Here is a 23,371-nt window from a genome sequence, read left to right on the forward strand (position 1 = left end):
CTGCCCTCTCCGAATCCCTCGCGCCGCCACGCCGATCTCGGCCCGGACTTCTACGACGTGGTCGCCGCCGCGCGGTTTCCGCAAACCGTCATTCGCTACCGCAACCAGCCCTGGGCGCAGCGTGTCGGGCTCGACGGGCTCCCGGAGGCGGAGTGGATCGCGCATTTCGGACGGTTCGAGCCGCTGCCCGGCAGTCTCGAGGCGCCGCTGGCGCTGCGCTACCACGGCCATCAGTTCCGCTCCTACAATCCCGATCTCGGCGACGGGCGCGGCTTCCTCTACGCGCAGCTCCACGACCTGAGTGACCGGCGGCTCCTCGATCTCGGCACCAAGGGCAGCGGCCAGACGCCGTGGTCGCGCGCCGGAGACGGACGGCTGACGCTGAAGGGCGGCGTGCGCGAGGTGCTGGCGACCTCGATGCTCGAGGCGCTCGGCGTCTATACCTCGAAGTCCATCAGCCTGATCGAGACCGGCGAGGCGCTGGAGCGCGGCGACGAGCCCTCGCCGACCCGCTCCTCGGTGCTGGTGCGCCTGAGCCATTCCCACATCCGCATCGGCACCTTCCAGCGCTTGCTGGCGCTGGGGGAGACTGGGAACATCGAGCGGCTCGTCGACTACGTGGTGGCCACCTACTACCCGGAGATCCGGGAGGAGGCCCTGGCCGACCAGACGATCGCCTTCTTCGACGCGCTGATCGCGCGGGTGGCGCGGATGGGCGCACAGTGGATGGCGGCGGGCTTCGTGCACGGCGTGCTCAACACCGACAACATCAACGTCACCGGCGAGAGCTTCGATTACGGCCCGTGGCGGTTCGCACCGACGCATGATGCGGGGTTCACCGCCGCATATTTCGACGAGTACGGGCTCTACAGCTTCGGCCGGCAGCCCGAGGCGCTGTTCTGGAACCTCAGCCGGCTTGCGGAGTGCCTGATTCCGCTCACCGAGCAGGCGAGGCTGGAGGCGAGTCTCAAGGGCTTCGGTCCGGCCCTGCAGGATGCCTTCGCCGACGCGATCCTGTTCCGGCTCGGGCTGGCTCGCCCGAGCGACGAGCAGACCCTCCACCGTCTGGTCTCGGCCTTTTGGAGCTTCATGGCCAAGAGCCATGTGCCGTTCGAGCAAGCCTTCTTCGACTGGCGCGGCGGCCTCGCCAGCGAGGCGCGGGCGGCAGCGAGCCCGGCCGCGTCCTTCTACGCGGGCGACGATTTCAGGCCGGTCCACGCCGCCCTGCAGGACCTGGAGGCGGCGGAGGACGTCCGGCTCGGCCATCCGTATTTCGCGGCAAAGCCCTGCACCATGCTGATCGACGAGGTCGAGGCGATCTGGAAGCCCATCGCCGATCACGACGACTGGTCGGCCTTCGTGGCGAAGCTGGCGGCGATCGACGAGATGGCCGATGCCTACGGCACGCGTCCCGTGCCCGCCTGAGGCGGCCTCGGCAGCTTGTGTTTGGGTGGTCCGAAACCGAGCCCGCATGCGATAGGTAGACCGAGCTGGCGCGCGAGCACGATCGCGGCTGGAGCGGTCCGACCATGGCGAGCCTTCGCGCACATCTTCTCGATCTGGTGGCCAGGTTTCGCGTCAAGGCGCGGCTCGGCCACTCACCCGACATCGCCCGTATCCGCGTGGTGTTCGACCAGAACTTCATGCAACCCTCGCCGAGCGCGGTGTTCCATCCGGGCGAACTCGGCGGCGTGCCGGGTGAGTGGGTGAGGCCGCGCAAGGACACCGAGGCACGGCGCCCTCACCTGCTCTACCTGCATGGCGGTGGCTTCGTCGGCGGCTCGCCGCTCACCCACCGCACGGTCACTGCGGCCTTCGCCCGGGCGGATTTCCGGGTGTTCGTGCCGGATTACCGCCTCGCCCCGGAGCATCCCTTTCCAGCGGCCCTCGACGACATCGTCGCGGCCTGGACCGCCTTTTCGCACGAGGGACCGGCGGCGGTGGCCGGCGATTCGGCGGGGGGCAACCTGGCGCTCGCCCTGATCGTCGAGGCGCGCCTTCGCGGTTTGCCGGTGCCGGCCGCCGCCGCCCTGTTCTCGCCGGCCAGCGACCTCCTCGGGCGCGGCGCCTCGTTCCGGTCTAATCTGCACCGGGACGCGATGTTCACGCCCGGCGTCCTGGCGAGGCTGATTGCGGCCTATCTCGCCGGAGCCGACCCCCGTGATCCGCGCGTCTCTCCGATCGAGGCCGAATTCTCCGGTTTTCCGCCGCTGCTCGTCCATGCGGCCGAGCGCGAGCTGCTGCGCGACGACGCGATCGCCCTGACGGAGCGGGCACGTGCGGCCGGCGTGCCGGTCGAGCTCGCGCTCTGGCCCGTCGTTCCGCATGCCTGGCAGCTCGCCGACAACTACGTGCCGGAGGCGCGGCGCTCCATCGAGACGGCGGCTCGCTTCCTGCGCCGGGAGGTTAGGGCCGCCGCCGCGCTGCCGGAGGAGGCGACGGCGTGAGCGAGCCTCTCGATCTCCTGATCATCGGTGCCGGCTTCTCGGGGCTGGCCATGGCGATCCGGGCAGATCGAGCAGGGTTCGCGAATTTTCTGATCCTGGATAAGGGGACGAGCGTCGGCGGGACGTGGCGCGAGAACACCTATCCGGGCGCGGCCAGCGACATCCCCTCGCATCTCTACGCGCTCTCGTTTGCTCCGAACCCGGATTGGACGCGGCTCTATCCGCAGCAGCCGGAGATCGAAGCTTATCTGCAGGGGCTCGTCGCAACCTGCGGCCTCACCGATCGCCTGCGCCTTGGGACCAGCGTGACGAGCGCTCGCTGGGATGAGGCTGCAGGGTGCTGGCGTGTCGAGACCAATCGCGGGACCCACGTCGCCCGCATGCTCGTATCGGCGGCGGGGGGCCTGCATCATCCGGCGGTACCGAATATCCCCGGCCTCGACGGCTTCTTCGGACCGGCCTTCCACACCGCCCGTTGGGACCATTCCTGCAACCTCGCAGGCCGTCATGTCGCGGTGATCGGCACGGGGGCGAGCGCCGTGCAGATCGTGCCGGAGATCGCCGGCCGAGTCGCATCGCTCACGCTGTTCCAACGTTCGCCACCCTGGATCCTTCCGCGAGGCGACCGTGCCTACACGAACCGCGAGCGAAGGCTCTTCGCCCGGATGCCGCTCGTCCGCCGGCTCTATCGATCCAAGCTCTTCTGGGAGCACGAGATCCTTGCGTTGCTCGGCTTCGTCAGGGTCTCGTTGATCACGGCTTTCGGCGAGCGGCTCGGGCGCCGGCATCTGCGGCGCTCGGTGAGCGATGCGCGCCTGCGCGAAAAGCTGACGCCGAGATACCGGCTCGGCTGCAAGCGGGTGCTGTTCTCCGACGTGTTCTATCCCGCCCTGGCGCATCGCAACGTCTGCGTCGTCACCGAGCCTATCCGTGAGATCCGGCCCCACGGCGTCGTCACTGCGGATGGCTGCGAGCATGCCGCCGACGTCTTGATCCTCGCCACGGGGTTCGACGTCGAGCGCAGCCTGGCGGGCATCCCCGTCATCGGCCGCGAGGGCGTCTCCCTCGCCGAGGCGTGGCGTTCCGGCATGGATGCCTACCAGGGCATCGCGGTGCACGGCTTCCCGAACTTCTTCCTGCTGCTCGGGCCGAACACGGCGCTCGGGCACAACTCGGTGCTGCTGATGATCGAGGCCCAGGTCGCCCACATCCTCGATGCGCTGCGCCATCTCGGGCGAAACCCCGGCCATGTCCTGAACGTACGCCGCGATGCGCAGGAGCGCTTCCGCGCAGCGATCGATGCCCGCATGGCCGACAGCATCTGGACGAGGGGTGGCTGCCGATCCTGGTACCTCGACGGCGCTGGGCGGAACCGCACGCTCTGGCCGGGCTCCGTCATGGCCTATCGCCGCAGCGTCATGCGGATGAAGCCGGCGGATTACGACGCCAGTTCAGGAGAGGTCGGAACGAAAAGGATTCGATGAAGCTTCGCCATGCATCTTCTGACCGCTTCGCGAGTTACAGTGCACACAAGGAGACACCGATGACGATTCTCGCGTCCAAATCCGTGCTTGCGGCGACCGTCGCGGCGAGCGTTCTTCTCGCTGCCGGCTCGGCCTTCGCCATGGGCGGCGGCAACAGCAGCAGCGGCAGCGGCCTTTCGCCCTACGCCACGGAGAGCGGAAACGACCGCTCGGCCGGCGTGAACAACGGCAACTACGCCCCGTCGCGCTACAACTACTACCGCCGCGCCTACGGTCCGCGCGACGTGCCCTACGGCGAGCGCGGCCGCCGTTACGAGGGCTATCCTTACTGATCGTCCTCTGCGGCTCGACCGGAAGACCATCGCATCGGGCGCGGCCGTCATTGCCGCGCCCGATTGCGTTGACGGTGCGCCCCGTCAGTTCAGCCGGAAGTTCGCTTTCGCCCGCGACAGGTTGAGGTTGTAGAACGGGTCGCGCGAGAGCTGCTTGCTCCAGCGCTCGACCATCACCTTGGTCTCTCCCTCGAACCGCTTGCGCTTCTCCGGCGTGTCCTCCTGGCCCCGGCTCTTCGATTCGTGGTGGATCAGCACCGCGTGCGGCGTCCAGATCACCTGATAGCCGGCCTCCGTGGCGCGCAGGCAGAGGTCGATGTCGTTGAAGGCGACGCTGAGCCGCTCGGCATCGAAGCCGCCGATCTCCTCGAACACGGCCTTGCGCATGGCGAGGCAGGCACCGGTGACCGCAGAGACCTGCTGCGCGACGACCATGCGGGCGAAGTAGCCCGGATCCTCGCGCTCGATGCCGAGATGGCTGTGGCCCGCGATCCCGCCGGCACCGAGCACCACGCCGCCGTGCTGCAGGGTCCAGTCCGGGTAGAAAAGCTTGGCACCGACCGCCCCGACATGTGGCTCGGCCGCAATCGAGACCAGCTCGCGCAGCCAGCCCGGCTCGACCACCTCGATATCGTTGTTGAGGAACAGCAGAACCTCGCCGCGTGCGGCCCGTGCCCCCTCGTTCGAGAGCTTCGAGAAGTTGAAGGTGCCGGGGCTCGGCACGACCCGCACGCGGGGATCGTCGGCATAATGGGCGAACAGGGCCGCCGTCTCGGGCTCCACGCTGCCATTGTCCACGATCACGGCCTCGATCGCGGCGTAGTCGGTCTTGGTGAGCAGCCCGTCGAGGGCAACGGAGAGCAGCTCCGCCCGGTCGCGGGTCGGGATCACCACCGAGACCAGCGGCGCGGGCTCGGGCAGGGCACGGATCATGCGGTTGAAGCCGGCCGGCCCTCGCTCGGCCCGGTGGCGCCATCCGCGCCGGGCGATGGTCTCGTCGAGCGCGCGCAGCCGCGTCGCCTCCGCCGTGGCCAGGGCCGCATCCGAGAAGGTGCCGGAGCCGATCGCCGCGCGCCAGTGATAGAGCACCTTCGGGATGTGCAGGACGCGGTCCGGCGCCAGGTCGTCGGCGATCCGCATCAGCAGGTCGTGGTCCTGGCTGCCCTCGAAGCCGGCGCGCAGGCCGCCGACGCGCCGGATCAGATCGGTGCGGATCACCGTGAGGTGGTTCAGGTAGTTCTGAGCGAGCAGCAGCTCGGGATTCCAGTCCGGCTTGAAATGCGGCTCGAAGCGCTTGCCCTTGGCGTCGACCTTGTCCTCGTCGGAATAGATCAGATCGAGTTCGGGATCGGCGACGATCGCGCGGGCGACTTCCCAGAGGGCGTTTTCCGGCAGCAGGTCGTCGTGGTCGAGCAAGGCGCAGAACGAACCGGTCGCGCGTTCCAGGGCGCTGTTCGTGGCGCGTGAGATGTGGCCGTTCTCGCCCCGCCGGATCAGCGTGATGCGGGGCTCGGCGGCGGCGGCGCGGTCGAGCACGGCCGCCACGCCCGCCCGGGTCGACGCGTCGTCGGCGATGCAGAGCTGCCAATGCGGGTAGAGCTGGCTCCGTACCGAGGCGATCGCCTTCTCCAACACGCCCGGATCGGGGTTGTAGACCGGCATCAGGATCGAGAGGGCCGGCGGCGTGGACCAGCCCGCCATTTCGGCCTTCATGCGGTCGCGGTCGGCCGCCGTCACCGTGTCGAAGCGGGCGATCCAGTCGTCGTAGCCGGCGAGCGCGCGCGGCTGGACCGCCGCCTCCAGCCGGTACTTCGCCCTCAGCCGCTTTCGCACCAGCCGCCACAGGCCGGCCTCGGCGACGAGATGGGGCCGCCGCATCAGCCCCGTGGCGATGAGGCCGCCGAGTTGGGGCTCGGCGAGTTCGAGGTTCGTCAGCGGCGGCAGGACGTCGTCGAAGGTCGGCGCGAGTTCGAGGTGCCGCACGGTCTTCGGCAGCAGCCCGGTCCAGCTGAAGCGGCCGTTGCCGTCCGCCGAGAGCGCGAGCTGCGGCTTGTAGCTGCCCTCGCTGAGCCCGGCGCTGAGCGTCACCCGGCTGAAGGCGGCACTGGTCGGGTCGAGGAAGCTCACGCGCACGAAGCGCAGGCCGAGACCCTGGCCGTCGAGGCCGATGATGAGGCGCAGGCCGCTGCCCTCGACGGGCAGCGTGACCGGGGGCAGGCCGCGGCGGATCAGGCGCGCCGTATCGGGGAGGGTCATGTCAGGCGTGCGAATAGGCGAGATCGTAGGCGTCGCCCGCCTCGGCGTCCCAGGCGACCCGCGCCGGGCCGGTCTTCTCGACGAGGCAGGCCGTGGCGAGGAACGCCTGTTCGTGCTCGATATCCACCGTGGATCCTCCCCCGGCGAAGACCGGCACCGTCATGGCCTGGATGTCGTAGCCCGTCCCGATCACGGAAAACCCCGTATGGCTGCTGAACAATCCGCGCCAGCCGTTCTCGGAGAAGCGCCAGAAATCCCAGGGCTCTTCGTGCAGAGGCCACATCGGGTGCGACTGGATGTAGGCGAGGCCGCCGACGGGCATCACCGCGTTCATCTCCAGGGCGACCTTCCAGGGCATCAGCAGATGTTCGAACACCGAGACGGAAAACACGTAGTCGAAAGGCCCCTCGACGTGGCGCGACAGGTGGTGCGCATCGCCGACCACGTCGACGTTCGGTCCCTCCTTCACGTCCAGGCCGCGATAGTCGATCGTGGGCGGAAACAGTCCCCGGTACGAATGGCCGCTGCGCGCCCGCGAACCGATCTCGAGAAGCGGTCCCGGCGCGGCGGCGACGCGCGCGCGGAACTGGTCGAGCAACTCCCACATCGAGCGCCGGCCCTGGGGCAGCGCGGCGGCGTCTCTCGGGCCAGTCACGCGTCCGCCGGGCCAGCGTAGGCTGAGGTTCCCGTCCGGCACGGTCGGCTCCTCCGTCGCCGCGGCGAGGCGGAAACCCCAACTGCGCGCGCGCTCGCCGAACAGCGTCACGAGATCGCTTCGCGGCGACCGGGCGGCGCATGTCGCGAGCTTGGTCTTGCCGAGATAGAGGCTCGGCAGCCGTCCGTCGGTCCAGCCGGTGACGACGATGCATCCACGCACGATGGCGAACGTGTCGATTGCGTAGCGCATCCTGCTCCTTCCCGAACCGCCGCCAGATAGCCGGACTCGTCGGGTCGGATCAATTTCGGCGGATAGGGCAGCGTGAATTGGCCGCCTCCCCTCTCCCGCGATGCGCCCCATTTACCCTGCGCCATCGCGGAGAAAAGGCTCATGCCCATCGACCGACGAACGTTGCTGGCCGCCGGCGCTCTCGCGCCGCTCCTCGGCCGAACTTCCTCGGCCGAGGAGCCGCTGCTGCTGCGAAAAATCCCCTCCTCCGGCGAGGCGCTGCCGGCCATCGGCATCGGCACCTCGCGCCGCTACGAGGTGGAGCCCACACCCGAAAAGATCGCGCCTCTGCGCGAGGCGGTGGAGCGCTTCGTGGCCTTGGGCGGTCGGGTGATCGACACGGCACCGAGTTACGGCACGGCCGAGGACGTGCTCGGCCAGATACTTCCGGAGGGCGGCCTTCGCGAAAAAGTGTTCCTGGCCAGCAAGGTGTCCGAGCGCGGCAAGGGCGCCGGACTCACCCAGATCGAGCGCTCGTTCCAACGCATGAAGACCGATCGCATCGACCTAGTCGCGGTCCACAACCTCATCGACATCAATACCAATCTCGCGATCCTGCGGGAGCTCAAGCGCCAAGGCCGCATCCGCTACGTCGGCGTCACGGTCTGGGTCGATGGCCAATATCCCGACCTCGAAGCGGTGATGAAGCGCGAGACGCTGGACTTCATTCAGGTGAACTACGCCATCGACAGTCGGCTCGCCGCCGAGCGCATCCTGCCGCTGGCCCGGGACCGCGGCATGGCGGTGATGATCAACGTGCCGTTCGGTCGCGACAGGCTGTTCGGCGCGGTGAAGGGCAAGCCGATCCCCGACTGGGCGGCGGCCTTCGGTTGCGCGAACTGGGCGCAGTTCTTCCTGAAATACGTGATCGCCGACGAGGCGGTGACCTGTCCGATCCCCGGCATGGCCAAGGCGGCCTATGTCGAGGAAAACGTCGGCGCCGCGCGAGGACGCCTGCCTGATGCCAGCGAACGCAAGAAGATGGAGGCCTTCATCGATGCCGTTTGATTCCTTTCGGATTTTTTCGCGGGTGGCTGCCCTCGCGGCGCTGGCGGTGGTGGCAGTGACGCCGGTGATGGCCGAGCCAAGTCCCAAGAAAATCGGGATCATCGGGGCCGGCAAGATCGGCAGCACCTTCGGCACGCTCTGGGTGAAGGCGGGCTACGACGTGCTCTTCGCCTCGCGCCACCCGGAGGAGTTGAAGCCACTCGTGGAACAGCTGGGACCGAAGGCACATGCCGGCACGCCGGCCGAGGCCTTGGCCTATGGCGACGCGGTGTTCCTGGCGGTGCCCTACAAGGCCTATCCCGAATTTGGGAAGGAAAACGCGGCCGCGCTCAAGGGCAAGATCGTGATCGACGCCGGCAACGCCACGGCCGCCCGCGACGGCGCCGAGTTGCGCGACGAGGTCGACAAGAACGGCATCGGCGTGACGTCGCAGAAGTATCTGCCCGGCGCCCGGATCGCGCGGGCCTTCAACGCGGTGAACTTCAAGGTCTTCGAGAAGAATGCCGGCCGGCCCGAACCGCGCATGGCGATCCCGATTGCCGGCGACGATCCGAAGGCGATCGAGACCGCGCGCACCCTCGTCAGCGATGCCGGCTTCGACCCGGTGGTGGTCGGCGAGCTCGAGGCTGCGAAGAAATTCCAGATGGGGCAGCCCGGCTTCGGGCTCGAACTCACCACGCCGGAGCTAAGGGAGAAGCTTGGGGTCAAGCCTTGAGCGAGGTGAGAGTCATCCGGCATTCCGGGGCTCGCTGGAGGCGAGAACCCGGAATCCATGATCGACCGTTGCGCCCAGTCATGGATTGCGGATTCCGCTACGCGGCCCCGAAATGACGAGAGAGGAAGTTAGCCGTCAGCCGGCGCACCGGCCCCTCCTGGCGCGCCTGGTCGACCTCCGGCCCAGCGAAGGGCCAGCGCTGGCCTGGTCCTGGGCCTACATCTTCGCGATCTTGGCGAGCTACTACGTGCTGCGCCCGATCCGCGACCAGATGGGGATCGCTGGGGGACTGGAGAACCTGCCCTGGCTGTTCCTGGCCACGCTGATCGGCATGCTGGCGTTGAACCTACCCTTCGCCTGGCTGGTGAAAAGCCTGCCCCGGGCCCGGTTCGTCCCCCTCACCTATCGATTTTTTGCCGGCAACATTCTTTTGTTCGCCGTGGCAATCTTCCTGTCCGATCAGGAGTCTCTGGTCTGGATCGGTCGGGTGTTCTTCGTCTGGCTGTCGATCTTCAACCTCTTCGTGGTCTCGATCTTCTGGGCCACCATCGTCGACGTGTTCTCCACCGAGCAGGGCAAGCGCCTGTTCGGCTTCATCGCGGCCGGAGCGACGCTCGGCGCGATCTCGGGCTCGGCGGTGACGGCGACGCTCGCGAGCCATGTCCCGACCTGGGCACTGCTCGTCGCCGCCGCTCTCCTCCTGGAAGTGGCCGTCTTCGCCATGCGCGGGCTGGCGCGGCTGTCGGAGCGGCTGCACGAGGTGCCGGGCGAACGCGCCACCGAGACCATCGGCGGCAGCACGCTCGCAGGGATCAGGCGCACCTTCGCCTCGCCCTACTTGCTGAACATCGCGCTGTTCCTGCTGCTGTTCTCGGTCACCTCGACCTTCCTGTATTTCGAGCAGGCCGGCATCGCCAAGCGCAGCTTCCCCGACAGGGCGGCCCAGACGGCGTTCTTCGCCAGCGTCGATCTCGCCGTGAACGTGCTGACGCTCGTCATCCAGTTCTTCGTCACCGGGCGGATCATCAAGGCGATCGGCGTTGGGCCGACGCTCGCCCTGCTGCCGGCGGCGAGCGTTCTGGGCTTCGCGGCGCTCGCGGTCTCGCCGAGCCTCGTCGCGATCGTCGGCTTCCAGGTGTTGCGCAGAGCCGGCAACTTCGCCATCGCCCGGCCGGTGCGCGAGGTGCTGTTCACGGTCGTCCCGCGGGACGACCGCTACAAGGCCAAGGCCTTCATCGACACCGTGGCTTATCGCACCGGCGACCAGATCGGCGCCTGGTCCTATGCCGGCATCGGCGCGCTCGGCCTCGCCGGGACCTGGGCGGCGATCCTGGCGGTGCCGCTCTCGATCGCCTGGCTCGTCAATGCACTCTGGCTCGGCCGGGCGCAGCGCCAGCGCGAGGCTGAGATCAGCGTTGAAACGGATACAGAAACTGCCGCCAGTAGCCGCGCGGCACTGGGTGTCCCTTGATGCCGTAGCCCTTGGGCCAGCGTCCCTCGGGCATGTGATGGGTCCCGAAGATCTTGTCGATCACCGGGAAGTGGATCGCGAAGTTCACGTCGATCGCCTCGCGTTCTTCGCCATGGTGCCAATGGTGGAAGCGCGGCACCACGACCAGCTTCTCGAGCCAGCCGAAGCTCCCCGAGACGTTGGCGTGGATGAAGGCCGAGTAGACGTAGACGATCAGGATGTAGGCCTGGATCGCGGATTCCTCGAAGCCGAGCACGAACATCGGCGTCGCGGTCAGCGCGCGTAGCACCACGATCTCGACGAAATGCATCCGCGCCCCGGCGATCCAGTCGAGCGACTTCGCCGAGTGGTGCACCGAATGGAAGCGCCAGAGCGCCGGGATGCGATGGAACATCCGGTGGACCCAGTACTGCACCAGATCCGTGAACAGCATGATCAGGAGAAGCTGCACCAGCCAGGGCAGGCCGCCGAAGAAGCCCTGGATCGTGCCGAGATCGGTGTTCTCCTTCATGAAGCGCGAGGGCGCGAGCGTCAGGAAGGTCAGCACCTGCACCAGCAGCGATGAGACGAAGTAGTAGAACAGGTCCTCGCGCCATTCCTCGCGCAGCAGCACCTGGTCGCGGTTGCGCGGAAACAGCCGTTCCAGGGGCACGAACAGAAAGCCCATGAACAGCACGTTGAGCACGAAGAAATCGAGCCCGAGGAAGGCGCCTTCGAGCTTGAACGAGGCATGGGTCGGCAGGCTGCCGATGAAGGAGGCGAGCAGCGTCGCGGCCATCGCCGTGAAGCCGAGCGTCTTGTCGGGCCGCAGGGCGAGGCTCAGTGCCGAGAGGACGTAGCCGGTGATCAGCACCAGGTAGAGGAACGGCCGGAACAGCGCGCTGTCGCGGACCATCGCCAGTTCGGGCGTGGTCAGCAGATCGGGATTGCGCAGGGCCACCACCATCAGGGTGGCGGTGACGGCACAGAGCAGCGCCGCCGATCCGGAGAGCCAGCCCGACCCGAACGGCCGTTCGGAGCGCGGTTGCTCGAGCTCGGCCACGAGGTTCGACAGGTAGGTTTTCAGCACGGCGCCCTCCCCTGGCCCGGAGCATCGGGCCGCCGTCATCCGCAAAGTTCGGCGAAGCGAGTGTCGGGGTGGAATCGGGCGGTTCGTGGGCTTCGGCGACGGTCACGGCGAGCCACTGTGCGCACTCGCGAAGCGCAACGTCCGATCGGCATTTTAGCATTTGTCTGAGACGGATCACGGATGCGTGATTATTGCTAACGAATCAATTCAAATCAGTTCAATTGAAAATAAACTGGATAGGATAATGTCGAATAAGGCGAAATCACAGATAAAAAAGAGCATGGATCTGTGCGACGAAGCTAGAAGTGAAATCGAAAGCAGCTGCTCGTTTCGACTAAGGGTGTTGTTCGACATGATCATGATCGAACTGGCCTTGGAGCTGGTGAGGCATTGTCGTTCGGAGTGAGTTTATCGAACTACAGATCGTTTCAGCCTGATCGTCCCCGCTCGGCGTGAACGGCACAGCGGTCCCGCGTCTCGGCGGGGCCGCTGTGCCGCGTGCGGCTGCGCGATGTCGATGATCTCGCCCGACCGGATTCGGGCTTTCGACTAATGTCCAGATTGCCCTGTCAATCCTTCGGGGTACCATCACGGTATTCCGAAGCGTCTATTGTCGCGCGTCAAAATATTCGTACGGGAGGATTTTTTAGGAGATTGCGCCATGAAAATGATCGCGGAAGCGGGTCTGTATCCGGTGTTGGAAACGGCGGGCGACATGCTCGTCAGGCGTCTCGGCGCGGTCGCAGACCTTACGGCGGGCGAAGTCCAGGCACTGCATCGGCTGAGCGGCGACTTCATCGCGGTCAAGGCGCTGCAGGACATCCGCTTGGAGGGAGACGAGAATCCTTGCCTGTACTTCCTGGCCAGGGGCTGGATCACCAGCAGCATCTGCCTCGCGAACGGGAAACGTCAGGTCGTCGCGGTCCATGTCGACGGCGAACTCATAGGGGCGTCGAGCCTGCCCTTCCTGCACGCCGTCGATACGCTGACTCCGCTGACGGATTGCCTGATCAGCCTGATCCCGTCTGCCCAGCTCGGCGCGATCTTCGCTGAGCAGCCGCGCCTGGGCGGTTTTTTCTTCGTGGCGGCTCAACGCAAGCGCGTCGCCCTCATGGACAACCTGCTGATGCTGGGCCGGCTCAGTGCCAGGCAGGGTTTCGCCGCGTTTCTCCTGACGCTGTTCGATCGCAAGGCGGGATCGCCCGAGGCCGGACGCCAGTCGATCTACATTCCGATGAATCAGGACCAGTTTTCCGACGTCCTCGGCATCAGCGCGATGCATGTCAGCCGCACGATCAAGTCCCTCGAGCTGGACGGGTACATCACGCGGACGGGCCGGACCTTCCATTTCGTCGACCTGCCGAGGCTCAGGAAATTCGCCAGGATGCCCGAGCGATCGATCAATCGGCGACTGAGCTGGCTCCCGCACCCCGAGGCCGGCCGCGCCTGAGGCCGAGGCAGCGTACCGGCCTTCCAAATTCTGTATGCACTTGGCCCGAGGCTTGCTGCGTGCTGCTCCGTAAGAGGAGTCGGCATGACGGCGAGCAACGTTCAACTGCGCCTGAACGGCATACGGAAGGCCTTCCCCGCCAAGGGAGGCCCAGTGCCCGTTCTCGACGGGCTGACCTTCGACATCCACGAGCGGGATTTCGTCTCGATCATCGGCCCATCCGGCTGCGGCAAGACCACGGTGTTCAACATCGTCGCGGGGCTGATCGAGCCCGATAGCGGCGCGATGTTCTTCCGCGGCGAACCGGTTTTCGGACTGCGCGGCCGGGTCGGCTACATGATGCAGAAGGACCTGCTGTTTCCCTGGCGCACGGTCCTCCAGAACGTGATGCTCGGCTTGGAGATGAAGGGCGTCGACCCGCGCCAGGCCACGGATACGGCACGGGACTACCTCGCGCGCTTCGGTCTCGGCGGCTTCGAGAACGCCTATCCCAAGACCCTGTCCGGCGGCATGCGCCAGCGCGCCGCCCTGATCCGGACCCTGATCATGGACCCGGATATCCTGCTGCTCGACGAGCCGTTCTCGGCGCTCGACTACCAGACCCGGCTCTATCTCGAAGGCGTGCTGCTCGACGCGGTCGAGACCTTCAACAAGACCGTGGTGCTCGTCACGCACGACATCGACGAGGCGGTCGCGCTCTCGAAGCGCGTCGTGGTGCTCGGTGGCCGGCCCTCGCAGGTCAAGAACGTCCACGAGATCGAGCTCGGCGACCGCTCGCCGATCGGCGCGCGCAGCGACCCGCGCTTTTCCGAATACTTCCACGCCCTCTGCGGCGAACTCGACATCCAGACGCGCACCCGAGCGGAGGCTGCCTGATGACCACGCAAGCCCTGAAAAGCGGCACCCGCACCGTGCCCTCGAACCGGAGCATCAGCATGCCGCGGCGCGGTCCCGGCCCCATCGCCCGCGCCATCGACACGCGGCTCGGGCGCGGCTTGATCCAGCTCGCTGCGGTTGCCGTTTTTTTCATCATCTGGGAGATCGCGGTCGACGCGGCGTGGCTCGATGCGTTCCTGGTCGGCGCGCCGTCGGGCATCTGGCAGGTCTTCCGCACCAGCCTGATGGATGGCAGCCTCCTCACCGATACCTGGTACACGCTGATCGAGGCGATCCTGGGTTTCGTGATCGGCACGGCCCTCGGGTCGCTGGCGGGCCTCTCCCTCTGGTACTCGACCCTGGTGGCCCGGATCGTCGAGCCGTTCATCGTCGCCATCAACTCGGTGCCGAAGATCGCGCTCGCGCCGATCGTGATCCTGTGGTTCGGCACCGGCTTCATCTCGAAGGTCGCTCTCGCGGTCTCGCTGACCGCCCTCGTCGCCCTGATCGCCGCCTATCAGGCCGCGCGTGACGCCGACCCAGACCTGCAGGCGCTGCTCGCCTCGATGGGCGCCTCGAAGAACAAGGTCTTTCGCTCGGTGATCGTGCCGTCGACCCTGCCGGCGATCATCGGGATGTTCCGCATCAATATCGGCTTCGCGCTGGTCGGCGCGGTGGTCGGCGAGTTCATCTCGTCCCAGCGCGGCCTCGGCCACCTGATCTACAACGCCTCGTCCCTCTACGACCTCAACACGGTCTGGGCCGGGCTGTTCGTGCTGATGTTCGTCGGCTTCCTCCTCTACCACCTGATCGACTTCGTCGAGCGCCGGATCCTGCCCTGGAAGCAGATCTCGACCGCCGGACAGGTCCAGGTCTGAGCCGCCCTCACCTCTCGGCGGCCCGGATCGGGCCGCCTTCCTTCCCCCTCTCCCCCGGGTTCTCGATGTTGAAGTCCTTCCGTTCCGCGGCCCTCCTCGCCGCCGCGCTCGCCTGCGCCACGCCGGCAGCCGCCGCCAACCTGAAGGCCACGGTCTCCCAGGCCTTCCAGTCGATGCTCTACCTGCCGCTCTACGTGGCTTTGGACGAGGGCCTGTTCGAGAAGGCCGGCATCGACGTCACCAAGGAGACGGCTGGCGCCCCGAGCGTCGCCCTCTCGGCGGTGATCTCGAAGAGCGCCCAGTTCTCGCTGCACGGGCCGGAATGGACGGCTGTCGCCGCCTCGAAGGGCGCGCCGGTCAACATCATCTGCAACGTCGTCAACGGCGCCGCCGTCTGGATCGCCGCCGCACCCGACTTCCCCTTCAAGGAGGCGAAGGATCTCAAGGGCCAGACCATCGTCGCCGGCCTGATGCCCACCACCAGCACCTCGCTCTTCCTCAAATACCTGAAGGAGAACGGGATGACGAAGGACGACGTGAACATCACGCAGGTCCAGATCGGCACCGAGCCCGGCCCCTTCCTGGCCGGCCAGGCCAAGGTCGCGGTGATGTACGAGCCCGGCCTCGATCAGGCGGTCGCCAAAGGCATGAAGGTGCTCGTCGGCTTCCCACAGCATTACGGCGCCTATGCCTTCTCGGCGATCAGCGCCCGCAAGGACGTCGACCCGGCCACCGCGCAGGCCTTCGTCAACGGCCTGCAGGCGGCGCTGGTCCTGATGAAGACCGACCAGGCCAAGGCGATCGCCGTCGCCAAGAAGGAGTTCCCGACGCTCGATCCGGCCGTGGTCGAAGCCGCGGTGAAACGCATGATGTCCGAGAAGGTCTACCCGGAGACCGCCGACATCAGCCCGGACGCGCTCAAGGTCGGCCTCGACACCCAGATCGCGCTCGGCAACCTCGCGGCCCAGCCGGACTACGCGACCTTCGTGCGGCGCTCCTTCATCGAGAAGGCGATCGCCGGAAACTGATGACGATGGAAGCGCACACTCTCGGCCTCGTCGAGGCCGCCCGCGCGATCCGCGACGGCCGCCTCGACGGGGCGGCCTATCGTGCCGCTCTCGTCGAGCGGATCCGCCGGATCGACCCCGAGATCCGGGCTTTCACCTGTCTCGCCGATCCCGATGACGCTGCGACGGGGGCCGGCCCCCTCGCGGGCATCCCCGTGGCGGTGAAGGACATCTTCGCGACGAGTGGCCTGCCGACCACCAACGGCTCGCAGATCTATGCCGATCGCATTCCCGATGCCGATGCCTGGGTGGTGGAGCGGCTGCGCTCGCTCGGTGCCTCTGTGCTCGGCAAGACCGTGACCACGGAATTCGCCTGGCGTCATGCCGGACCGACGCGCAACCCCTGGAACACCGCCCATACGCCCGGTGGCTCCTCGAGCGGTTCCGCTGCGGCCGTGGCTGCGGGGCTGGCGCCGCTGGCGCTCGGCAGCCAGACCTTCGGCTCCGTGATCCGGCCGGCCGCCTTCTGCGGCGTCGTTGGGCTGAAGCCGAGCTACGGCGCCATCCCCCGCATAGGCGTCCACCCGCTGGCGCCATCCCTCGACCATGTCGGAGTGTTCACGCGCTCGGTCGCGGACGCGGCCTTCGCCCTGTCTCTCCTGACCGCCGTCAGCGATGCCGATCCGCATGGGCGGCCGCTACCGGGCTTCAGCCTCGACACGGCGCTGGCGCCGCTACCGGCCCCGCGCCTCGCCTTCGTGAGGACGAGCCAGTGGGATGTGGCCGATACCTCGCAGAAGGCGCTCACCGAGACAGCGGCCGCGCGCTTCGGGGCCGCGGGAGGCGTCGTCGAGGACGTGGTGCTGCCCGCGTCCTTCGTGGGGATGTGGGAGGCCGCACGAACCATTCTGGCCTGCGAGGCCTCCGCGATCTTCGGGCCGCTGGCGGAGCGCTACCCGGATCTGATGAGCGCCGTCCTGAAGGAGCTCGTCGCCGAGGGGGCCGCAATCGCCGCACCGGCCTACATCGATGCCCTGCGGTTGCAGGCGCAGCTTCGCGAAGAACTAGGCACCGTTCTCGTTGGCTTCGATGCGATCCTGACGCTGCCCGCGGCAGGACCGGCCCCGGAAGGCCTCGACTATACCGGCAACCCGGCCTTCTGCGTGCCCTGGACCTTCCTCGGCGTCCCCGCCGTAAATCTTCCCGCTGGACTGCACGACGGCATGCCGCTCGGCATTCAGCTGGTCGGCCGGTATCGCGACGACCTGCATCTGCTACGCGTGGCGGCCTGGTGCGAGACGATCCTCGATCACCACACGGTGCCGAGCCTCGCCGCATCCGGCCCGTAAAGGGCCGGACCAGCGAGATCCCGGCAACCGGCCTCGCCCTGATGATCAGGGCCTGCCCTTGAACATGGTGTGCTCCACACGATCCCCCGGCCGGATGCCCAGCTTCGCCGCCGTGCCGGCATTCACCTCCAGCACGGCGAGCACCGGCTCGCCCGAGGGGATGACGCGGGTGGAGAACGGCTCGGTGTCGGAGGCGACGCGGGCGACGGTGCCGTCGGCGCGGATGAAGACCATGTCGAGAGGCAGGTAGGTGTTCTTCATCCACATGTTGACCTCCTGCACCTGCTCGAAATCGAACAGCATACCTCGGTCCGCCGCCAGTGACTTGCGGAACATCAGACCGCGGCCGCGGTCGGAATCGGTGCGCATCACCTCGACCTTGAAGGCGTGGCGGCCGTTCTTGGAGGCGATGGACAGTGGCTCGGTGCGGGCCGCCGCCATGTCGTCGACCGGTGTGACGGCGCGGGCCGAAGGGGCGAACTGAGGCGCGGCAAGCAGGGCGGCGGCGAGGGCGAGGACGGCGCGGCGGCGGAGCGGGCTCGAAACCATGGGCAACGGATACCGTCAGTGAGAGGCCGGAAGCGCCCCATCGACGAGGCGGACTTCCGCCGCCATAGCACCCTTCGAGCCGTCGCCGTAACGCACGAGCACGGTGTCGCCCGGCTTCAACTCGGCGATACCGTAGCGGCGCAGCGTCTCCATGTGCACGAAGATGTCCGGCTTGCCCTCGCCGCAACTGACGAAGCCGAAGCCGCGCAGGCGGTTGAACCACTTCACCACCGCCGTCTCCAGCCCGCTCGTCGGCGTCACGCTGACATGGGTGCGCGGCATCGGCAGTTCGGAGGGGTGGGTAGCGGTCGACTGGTCGAGCGAGACGACACGGAAGGCCTGCCAGCCGCGCGGCCGCTCCACGGCTTCCACGACGACGCGCGCGCCCTCGCTGGCGTTCTGGTGGCCGTCGCGGCGCAGGCAGGTGACATGGAGCAGAACGTCGGGCGAGCCGTCATCGGGAACGATGAAGCCGAAACCCTTGGAGACGTCGAACCACTTGATCCGGCCGGAGACCTCGATGAGGTCGAGCGGGCGCTCGGCTTGCGCCTCGTCCGACACGGATGCCGTCCGCTGTTCAGCCTCTGCGATCCCGTGATCGTTCGACATGTAAGCAACCCGAACCGAACCGAATCACGCCTCCGCGATTCGAACGACAGGTTAACAAAGTCCAGACTCGGCGGAAGCCCGTTCTCGGGGCCACGAGGCGGCCGAACATTGCAATTTCTCGCGATTCGGCAGTCTTGCCACAGTCATGCTTGCAGGACTTTGTAATGGCTACATGGTGCCGCAGGACGACGCGCCGGTCCTCGTCGAAGACGAGGCGCGGTCGGTCACGATGTCGAGAGCTGTTTGGCGCGAGGGCCGGGCATCGCTCGTCCCGGGCAACGATGCTACGCGCAAGTCCATGCACGACGCCACCCCTGCCCGCGCGGGCGACCAACCAGCGGACACCGGCCGCCCTCGCGCGCGCCTCGACGTCATCGACGCGGTCCGCGCGGCGGCGCTCGTCGCGATGGCATCGTACCATTTCACTTGGGATCTCGGCTTCCTGCGGCTGACGCCGCTCAACGCCGCGCTGACGCCGCCTGGGCGCGTCATCGCTCACCTGATCGCCGGCAGCTTCCTGCTGCTGGTTGGGATCAGCCTGGTTCTGGCCACGCGCAACGGCCTGCGCTGGCGGCCCTACCTGATGCGGCTCGCCCGGATCGGCGCCGGGGCGATCCTCATCACCGGCATGACCTACTGGGTCATGCGGGACGGGTTTATCTTCTTCGGCATCCTGCACTGCATCGCCGTATCGAGCGTGCTGGCGCTGCCGCTGCTTCTGATGCCGAGGCGCGCGGGCATCGTGCTGAGCACATTGCTGAGCATCGGTTTGATCCTGGGCAGCGTCACGCTGCGCGCATCCTTGCTCGACGAGCCGGCGCTCGCCTTTCTCGGGCTCGCCCATCTGCCGCCGCAGACGAACGACTGGGTGCCGCTGTTTCCGTGGTTCGGGATCGTCTGCGCGGGGATCGCTCTGGGCCGGCTCGGCCTGCCGGCCTTCCTGCGCTCGCCGCTCGCCCGCTGGCGGGCCGAGGGCCGGCTGGCGCGTGCCGCGACCTTCGCGGGGCGGCACAGTCTCGCTTTCTACCTGATCCACCAGCCGGTTCTGTACGGGCTGGTTTACGCCGTGGTCAGCGTGACGGGACCGCATCCGCGAGCGGGCGTCGCCGAGTTCCGCACGGAGTTCGAGGGCAACTGCACCCGCACGGGCGGCGCGCGGGAGGCTTGCCATGTCGCGAGCAAATGCATCGCCGACGTCCTGCGCCGCGAGGGCCTCTGGGGAAGCGGCCGCCCCTACACCCTGGAGGAGCGGGCCAAAGCGCAGGGCTTTGCCCGGCAATGCTACGAGGCGGCGGAGGGCACCGCCTCCCCGCCGTAAGCCGTCACTGAGCGAGAAAACTAGTCCTTGGCACGTTCGACGTAGGAGCCGTCGGCCGTCATGATCACGACGCGCGTGCCGGTCTGGATGTGCGGCGGCACCGTGGTCTTCACGCCGTTCGAGAGCATCGCCGGCTTGTACGAGGACGAGGCCGTCTGGCCCTTGGTCGTCGGCTCGGTGTCGACGATCTCGAGCGTCACGCGCGCCGGCAGCTCGATGGTCAACGGCACGCCGTTGTGCTGCGAGAGCATCACGGCCATGCCCTCCTGCAGGTAGGGGGCGGAGGAGCCGACCACGTCCTCGGGAACCGCGATCTGCTCGTAGTTCTCGGGGTTCATGAAGTGAAACCCCTCGGCGTCGTTGTAGAGGAAGGTGTGCTCGCGATCCTCGACGAAGGCGCGCTCGACCTGCTCGGTGGTGCGGTAGCGCTCGGAGACCTTCACGCCGTCGGTGATGCGGCGCATGTCGAGCTGGGTCACCGGGGTGCCCTTGCCGGGGTGGATGTTCTCCGCCGTCAGGATGACGTAGAGCTTGCCGTCCTTGTCGACGACATTGCCCTTGCGGAGCGTCGAGGCGATCACCTTCACGAGCGTAGACCTTGTTTTGTCGAGGGCGCCGGGCCGATGCGGCGACGCCGTAGCGAAATATCGCTGCAGCCCCTACCGCATCCGCCGCCTTCGTGCCAGCCGAGACCCGTCAATCTGGAGCACGCCGCTTTTTTCTGCGAAACAGCAGCATGCTCCAGCTCCTTGTTGCCGCATGATGTTTTCGGGAAACCTGTTCCCACTTTCCCGCATCATGCTTTGTAGAGCCGGCGCAGCGTGAACCCTCCCTCCCCCTGGTGGCAACCGCAGGTCCATGCGGATCGGCGCCCGCTGCTGATGGCGCGAAACCGCATCCAGGCGGCTCTGCGCGCGCATTTTTCCGCGCAGGATTTCGCCGAGGTGGAAGCCGCTTGCTTGCAGGTCTCGCCGGGCAACGAGGCGCATCTCTCGGCCTTCGCCACCGAGGCGATCCAACCCGATGGCGGGCGCGAAAAACTCTACCTGCACACATCACCGGAATTCGCCTGCAAGAAATTGCTGGCGGCCGGCGAGCCGAAGATCCTCAGCATCGCCAAGGTTTTTCGCAATCGCGAGCGCGGGCCGCTGCACCATCCCGAATTCACGATGATCGAGTGGTACCGCGCGGGAGAGGGCTACGAGACCCTGATGCGCGACTGCGCCGACCTGCTGGCGCTCGCCGCCGGGACGGCCGGTGTCACCCGCCTCGCCTATCGCGGCCGTGAGGCCGATCCCTTCGCCGAGTTCGAGCGCCTGACCGTCGCCGAAGCCTTCATGCGTCATGCCGACATCGATCTACTGGCGACGCTCTCGGACGACGGCCAGACCGATCGCGACCGGCTCGCTGCCGCCGTTGCCGCGCGAGGCCTGCGCGTCGCCTCGGACGACACCTGGGCGGATCTCTATTCCCGCATCCTGGTGGGGCTGGTGGAGCCGCATCTCGGTGACGGGCGCCCGACCATCCTCTGCGAATACCCGTTGAGCGAGGCGGCTCTCGCCCGGCCGAGCCCCTACGACCCGCGCGTCGCCGAGCGTTTCGAGCTCTATGCCTGCGGCGTCGAACTCGCCAACGCCTTCGGCGAGCTGACGAATCCGACCGAGCAGCGCCGCCGCTTCGAGGCCGAGATGGACGAGAAGGCGCGCGTCTACGGCGAGCGCTACCCGATCGACGAGGATTTTCTGGACGCCCTCGCGATCATGCCGGAGGCCTCGGGCATCGCGCTCGGCTTCGACCGGCTGGTGATGCTCGCCACTGGCGCGCCGCGCATCGACGACGTGGTCTGGACGCCGGTCGCCCGGAGCGTCGCCTCGTGACCCGGCCCCTGCGAAGCCCCGCCGATCTTGCCCGCGCTGGCCTGGTGCGGCCCGAGGACCTGCCCGGCCTGGAGGCCGTAGCGGCGCGCTACGCCGTTTCGCTCTCGGCCGACCTCGCCGAGCTGATCGACCCGGCTGATCCGTCGGACCCGATCGCTCGCCAGTTCATTCCCCGTGCGGAGGAACTGGAGACGACGCCCGGCGAGATCGCCGACCCGATCGGCGACGCGGTGCACGAGCCCCTGCCCGGCCTCGTCCATCGCTATCCCGACCGCGTGCTGCTGAAGCCGCTCCATGTCTGCCCGGTCTATTGCCGCTTCTGCTTTCGCCGCGAGATGGTCGGCCCAAGCGGCCTCGGCACGCTGAGCGATGCCGAACTCGCGGATGCCTACGCGTATATCGCGGCCGATCCCGGCATCTGGGAGGTGGTGCTCACCGGCGGCGATCCTTTTGCCCTGTCGCCGCGCCGGCTCGCCGTGATCGCCGAGGCGCTCGATGGGATTCCGCATGTGAAGGTGCTGCGCATCCATACGCGCGTGCCGGTGGTCGATCCCTCGATGGTGAGCGAAGCGCTGGTCGCGGCGCTCAAGCGCTTCACCGGTGCGGTCTTCGTGGCGCTGCATGCCAACCATCCGAAGGAATTCACACCGGCCGCACGCGGGGCCATTGCCCGGCTCGTCGATGCCGGCATTCCGATGGTCAGCCAGAGCGTGCTGCTCCGGGGCGTCAACGACGATCCCGAGACGCTGACCGCCCTGATGCGCGGCTTCGTCGAGAACCGAATCAAGCCGTACTACCTGCATCATGCCGATCTCGCCCCGGGCACGAGCGGATTCCGCACGAGCCTGCCCGAGGGCCAAACGCTAATGAGGGCGCTGCGTGGAAAGCTCTCCGGACTGGCGCAGCCGACCTACGTCCTCGATATTCCCGGCGGCCACGGCAAGGTGCCGGTCGGCCCGGGCTATTGGCGCGAGAGCGGCGACGGCCACCACGTCACCGATCCGGCCGGTGTCGAGCACGCCTATCCGCCGAAAGAGCAGAGCGAGGACGAGTGATGCGGCGTCTGTGGGGACGGGCGAATTCCGTCAACGTGCAGAAGGCGATCTGGGGACTGGAGGAGGCAGGGCTTCCCTACCAGCGGGTCGATGCCGGAGGCGCCCACGGCGTCGTCAACGAGCCCGCCTACCGCGCCATGAACCCGACCGGGCTGGTGCCGACGCTCGAGGAAGACGGCTTCGTCCTCTGGGAGTCGAACGCGATCCTGCGCTATCTCGCCCGTCTGCCCGGCGCGCCGCTGGCACTGACTGCTGATCCTCGCGCCAGCGCCCGAGTCGACCAATGGCTCGACTGGCAGGCCACCGCCTTCACCCCGGGCATGCGCGACGCCTTCTGGCAGATGATGCGGGTGCCCGAGGGCCAGCGCGACCTGAAGGCCGTCGAGGCCTCTCGCGTCACGACCGAGAAGGGCGCTGCCCTGCTCGACCGGTATCTCGCCGGCACGGCCTTCGTGGCGGGCGACAGCTTCAGCATCGCCGACATCGCCGTCGGCTGCGCGGCCCATCGCTGGCTCAACATGCCGCTCGAACGGGACGAGCGCCCGCATATCGTGCGCTGGTATCAAGTGATCGCGCAACGCGGGGCGGCCTCGGCCGTTCTGACGGTGCCGATCAGCTGAGCACCCGCCGTGGCTCGGGAGCGGCGCCGGATGATGCCGCGATGAGCAACGCCCC

22 protein-coding genes are annotated in these 23,371 nt (G+C 67.6%); 16 read left to right on the forward strand and 6 right to left on the reverse strand.

Annotation, left to right across the window (positions count from 1 at the left end):
• The 4 genes from GGR33_RS12430 (at position 1) to GGR33_RS12445 (ending at position 4,263) form a co-directional block, all read left to right on the forward strand.
• A complete protein-coding gene (locus tag GGR33_RS12430) occupies positions 1 to 1,425 on the forward strand; it encodes a protein adenylyltransferase SelO (RefSeq protein ID WP_183506031.1) in 1,425 nt (474 codons plus the stop codon).
• Between the two features lie 104 nt (positions 1,426 to 1,529).
• Positions 1,530 to 2,447 carry an alpha/beta hydrolase gene (locus GGR33_RS12435; protein ID WP_183505543.1) on the forward strand — a complete coding sequence of 306 codons (918 nt, stop codon included), beginning with the start codon at positions 1,530 to 1,532 and terminating at the stop codon, positions 2,445 to 2,447.
• Positions 2,444 to 3,931 carry a flavin-containing monooxygenase gene (locus GGR33_RS12440; protein WP_183505544.1) on the forward strand — a complete coding sequence of 496 codons (1,488 nt, stop codon included), beginning with the start codon at positions 2,444 to 2,446 and terminating at the stop codon, positions 3,929 to 3,931. Before GGR33_RS12435 ends, GGR33_RS12440 begins: the two co-directional genes overlap by 4 nt.
• 59 nt (positions 3,932 to 3,990) lie before the next feature.
• Positions 3,991 to 4,263, forward strand: coding sequence for a hypothetical protein (locus GGR33_RS12445; RefSeq protein ID WP_183506090.1), 273 nt, complete (start codon positions 3,991 to 3,993; stop codon positions 4,261 to 4,263).
• A gap of 84 nt (positions 4,264 to 4,347) precedes the next feature.
• Here the strand turns inward: GGR33_RS12445 and GGR33_RS12450 are convergent, their stop codons facing one another.
• Complete coding sequence (locus tag GGR33_RS12450; protein ID WP_183505547.1) at positions 4,348 to 6,519, reverse strand: glycosyltransferase family 2 protein; 2,172 nt, start codon at positions 6,517 to 6,519, stop codon at positions 4,348 to 4,350.
• A gap of 1 nt (position 6,520) precedes the next feature.
• Positions 6,521 to 7,426: a class I SAM-dependent methyltransferase gene (locus tag GGR33_RS12455; protein ID WP_183505549.1), complete on the reverse strand. Its 906-nt coding sequence runs from the start codon at positions 7,424 to 7,426 to the stop codon at positions 6,521 to 6,523.
• Positions 7,427 to 7,567: 141 nt separating this feature from the next.
• On the opposite strand from GGR33_RS12455, the gene GGR33_RS12460 reads away from it, so the two are divergent.
• The 3 genes from GGR33_RS12460 to GGR33_RS12470 all read left to right on the forward strand — a co-directional run bounded on the left by GGR33_RS12460 (position 7,568) and on the right by GGR33_RS12470 (position 10,659).
• Entirely contained in the window at positions 7,568 to 8,473 is a 906-nt protein-coding gene (locus GGR33_RS12460) for an aldo/keto reductase (RefSeq protein ID WP_183505551.1), read from the forward strand.
• Complete coding sequence (locus GGR33_RS12465) at positions 8,463 to 9,188, forward strand: NADPH-dependent F420 reductase (RefSeq protein WP_183505553.1); 726 nt, start codon at positions 8,463 to 8,465, stop codon at positions 9,186 to 9,188. The genes GGR33_RS12460 and GGR33_RS12465 overlap by 11 nt, the downstream gene beginning before the upstream one ends.
• Before the next feature lie 112 nt (positions 9,189 to 9,300).
• Positions 9,301 to 10,659, forward strand: coding sequence for an NTP/NDP exchange transporter (locus tag GGR33_RS12470; RefSeq protein WP_183505555.1), 1,359 nt, complete (start codon positions 9,301 to 9,303; stop codon positions 10,657 to 10,659).
• On the opposite strand, the gene GGR33_RS12475 is transcribed toward GGR33_RS12470, so the two are convergent.
• Positions 10,598 to 11,728, reverse strand: coding sequence for a sterol desaturase family protein (locus GGR33_RS12475; RefSeq protein ID WP_284211850.1), 1,131 nt, complete (start codon positions 11,726 to 11,728; stop codon positions 10,598 to 10,600). The two genes, GGR33_RS12470 and GGR33_RS12475, sit on opposite strands and share 62 nt — an antisense overlap.
• Before the next feature lie 661 nt (positions 11,729 to 12,389).
• Here GGR33_RS12475 and GGR33_RS12480 point away from each other — a divergent pair.
• The 5 genes from GGR33_RS12480 to GGR33_RS12500 all read left to right on the forward strand — a co-directional run bounded on the left by GGR33_RS12480 (position 12,390) and on the right by GGR33_RS12500 (position 17,288).
• The gene (locus GGR33_RS12480) at positions 12,390 to 13,178 is read left to right on the forward strand and encodes a Crp/Fnr family transcriptional regulator (RefSeq protein WP_183505558.1); all 789 of its coding nucleotides are present in this window, start codon (positions 12,390 to 12,392) and stop codon (positions 13,176 to 13,178) included.
• A gap of 84 nt (positions 13,179 to 13,262) precedes the next feature.
• Positions 13,263 to 14,054 carry an ABC transporter ATP-binding protein gene (locus GGR33_RS12485; RefSeq protein WP_183505560.1) on the forward strand — a complete coding sequence of 264 codons (792 nt, stop codon included), beginning with the start codon at positions 13,263 to 13,265 and terminating at the stop codon, positions 14,052 to 14,054.
• A complete protein-coding gene (locus tag GGR33_RS12490) occupies positions 14,054 to 14,932 on the forward strand; it encodes an ABC transporter permease (protein WP_183505562.1) in 879 nt (292 codons plus the stop codon). The genes GGR33_RS12485 and GGR33_RS12490 overlap by 1 nt, the downstream gene beginning before the upstream one ends.
• Before the next feature lie 65 nt (positions 14,933 to 14,997).
• On the forward strand, positions 14,998 to 15,960 hold the full coding sequence (locus GGR33_RS12495) for an ABC transporter substrate-binding protein (protein ID WP_183505564.1): 963 nt from the start codon (positions 14,998 to 15,000) through the stop codon (positions 15,958 to 15,960).
• 5 nt (positions 15,961 to 15,965) lie between these two features.
• Positions 15,966 to 17,288, forward strand: coding sequence for an amidase (locus GGR33_RS12500; RefSeq protein ID WP_246413053.1), 1,323 nt, complete (start codon positions 15,966 to 15,968; stop codon positions 17,286 to 17,288).
• 45 nt (positions 17,289 to 17,333) lie between these two features.
• Here the strand turns inward: GGR33_RS12500 and GGR33_RS12505 are convergent, their stop codons facing one another.
• Positions 17,334 to 17,837, reverse strand: coding sequence for a DUF192 domain-containing protein (locus GGR33_RS12505; protein WP_183505568.1), 504 nt, complete (start codon positions 17,835 to 17,837; stop codon positions 17,334 to 17,336).
• A gap of 15 nt (positions 17,838 to 17,852) precedes the next feature.
• Positions 17,853 to 18,446, reverse strand: a complete 594-nt coding sequence (locus tag GGR33_RS12510; protein WP_210301986.1) for a cold-shock protein — start codon at positions 18,444 to 18,446, stop codon at positions 17,853 to 17,855.
• Positions 18,447 to 18,744: 298 nt separating this feature from the next.
• Between GGR33_RS12510 and GGR33_RS12515 the strand changes: the two genes are divergently transcribed.
• Positions 18,745 to 19,764 carry an acetyltransferase domain-containing protein gene (locus tag GGR33_RS12515; protein WP_183506035.1) on the forward strand — a complete coding sequence of 340 codons (1,020 nt, stop codon included), beginning with the start codon at positions 18,745 to 18,747 and terminating at the stop codon, positions 19,762 to 19,764.
• Between the two features lie 20 nt (positions 19,765 to 19,784).
• Here the strand turns inward: GGR33_RS12515 and efp are convergent, their stop codons facing one another.
• Positions 19,785 to 20,351 carry an elongation factor P gene (gene efp / locus GGR33_RS12520; protein ID WP_183505570.1) on the reverse strand — a complete coding sequence of 189 codons (567 nt, stop codon included), beginning with the start codon at positions 20,349 to 20,351 and terminating at the stop codon, positions 19,785 to 19,787.
• Positions 20,352 to 20,585: 234 nt separating this feature from the next.
• Here efp and epmA point away from each other — a divergent pair, with 234 nt between their 5' ends.
• From epmA to GGR33_RS12535, 3 genes are read left to right on the forward strand one after another with little or no spacing between them, the layout of a single operon-like run.
• Complete coding sequence (gene epmA / locus GGR33_RS12525) at positions 20,586 to 21,641, forward strand: EF-P lysine aminoacylase EpmA (RefSeq protein ID WP_183505572.1); 1,056 nt, start codon at positions 20,586 to 20,588, stop codon at positions 21,639 to 21,641.
• A complete protein-coding gene (locus GGR33_RS12530) occupies positions 21,638 to 22,696 on the forward strand; it encodes a lysine-2,3-aminomutase-like protein (protein WP_183505574.1) in 1,059 nt (352 codons plus the stop codon). Before epmA ends, GGR33_RS12530 begins: the two co-directional genes overlap by 4 nt.
• Positions 22,696 to 23,316: a glutathione S-transferase family protein gene (locus tag GGR33_RS12535; RefSeq protein ID WP_183505576.1), complete on the forward strand. Its 621-nt coding sequence runs from the start codon at positions 22,696 to 22,698 to the stop codon at positions 23,314 to 23,316. The genes GGR33_RS12530 and GGR33_RS12535 overlap by 1 nt, the downstream gene beginning before the upstream one ends.
• The last annotated feature ends 55 nt before the right edge of the window (positions 23,317 to 23,371 follow it).

The organism is Methylobacterium brachythecii (assembly GCF_014196345.1).
Classification (GTDB): domain Bacteria; phylum Pseudomonadota; class Alphaproteobacteria; order Rhizobiales; family Beijerinckiaceae; genus Methylobacterium; species Methylobacterium brachythecii.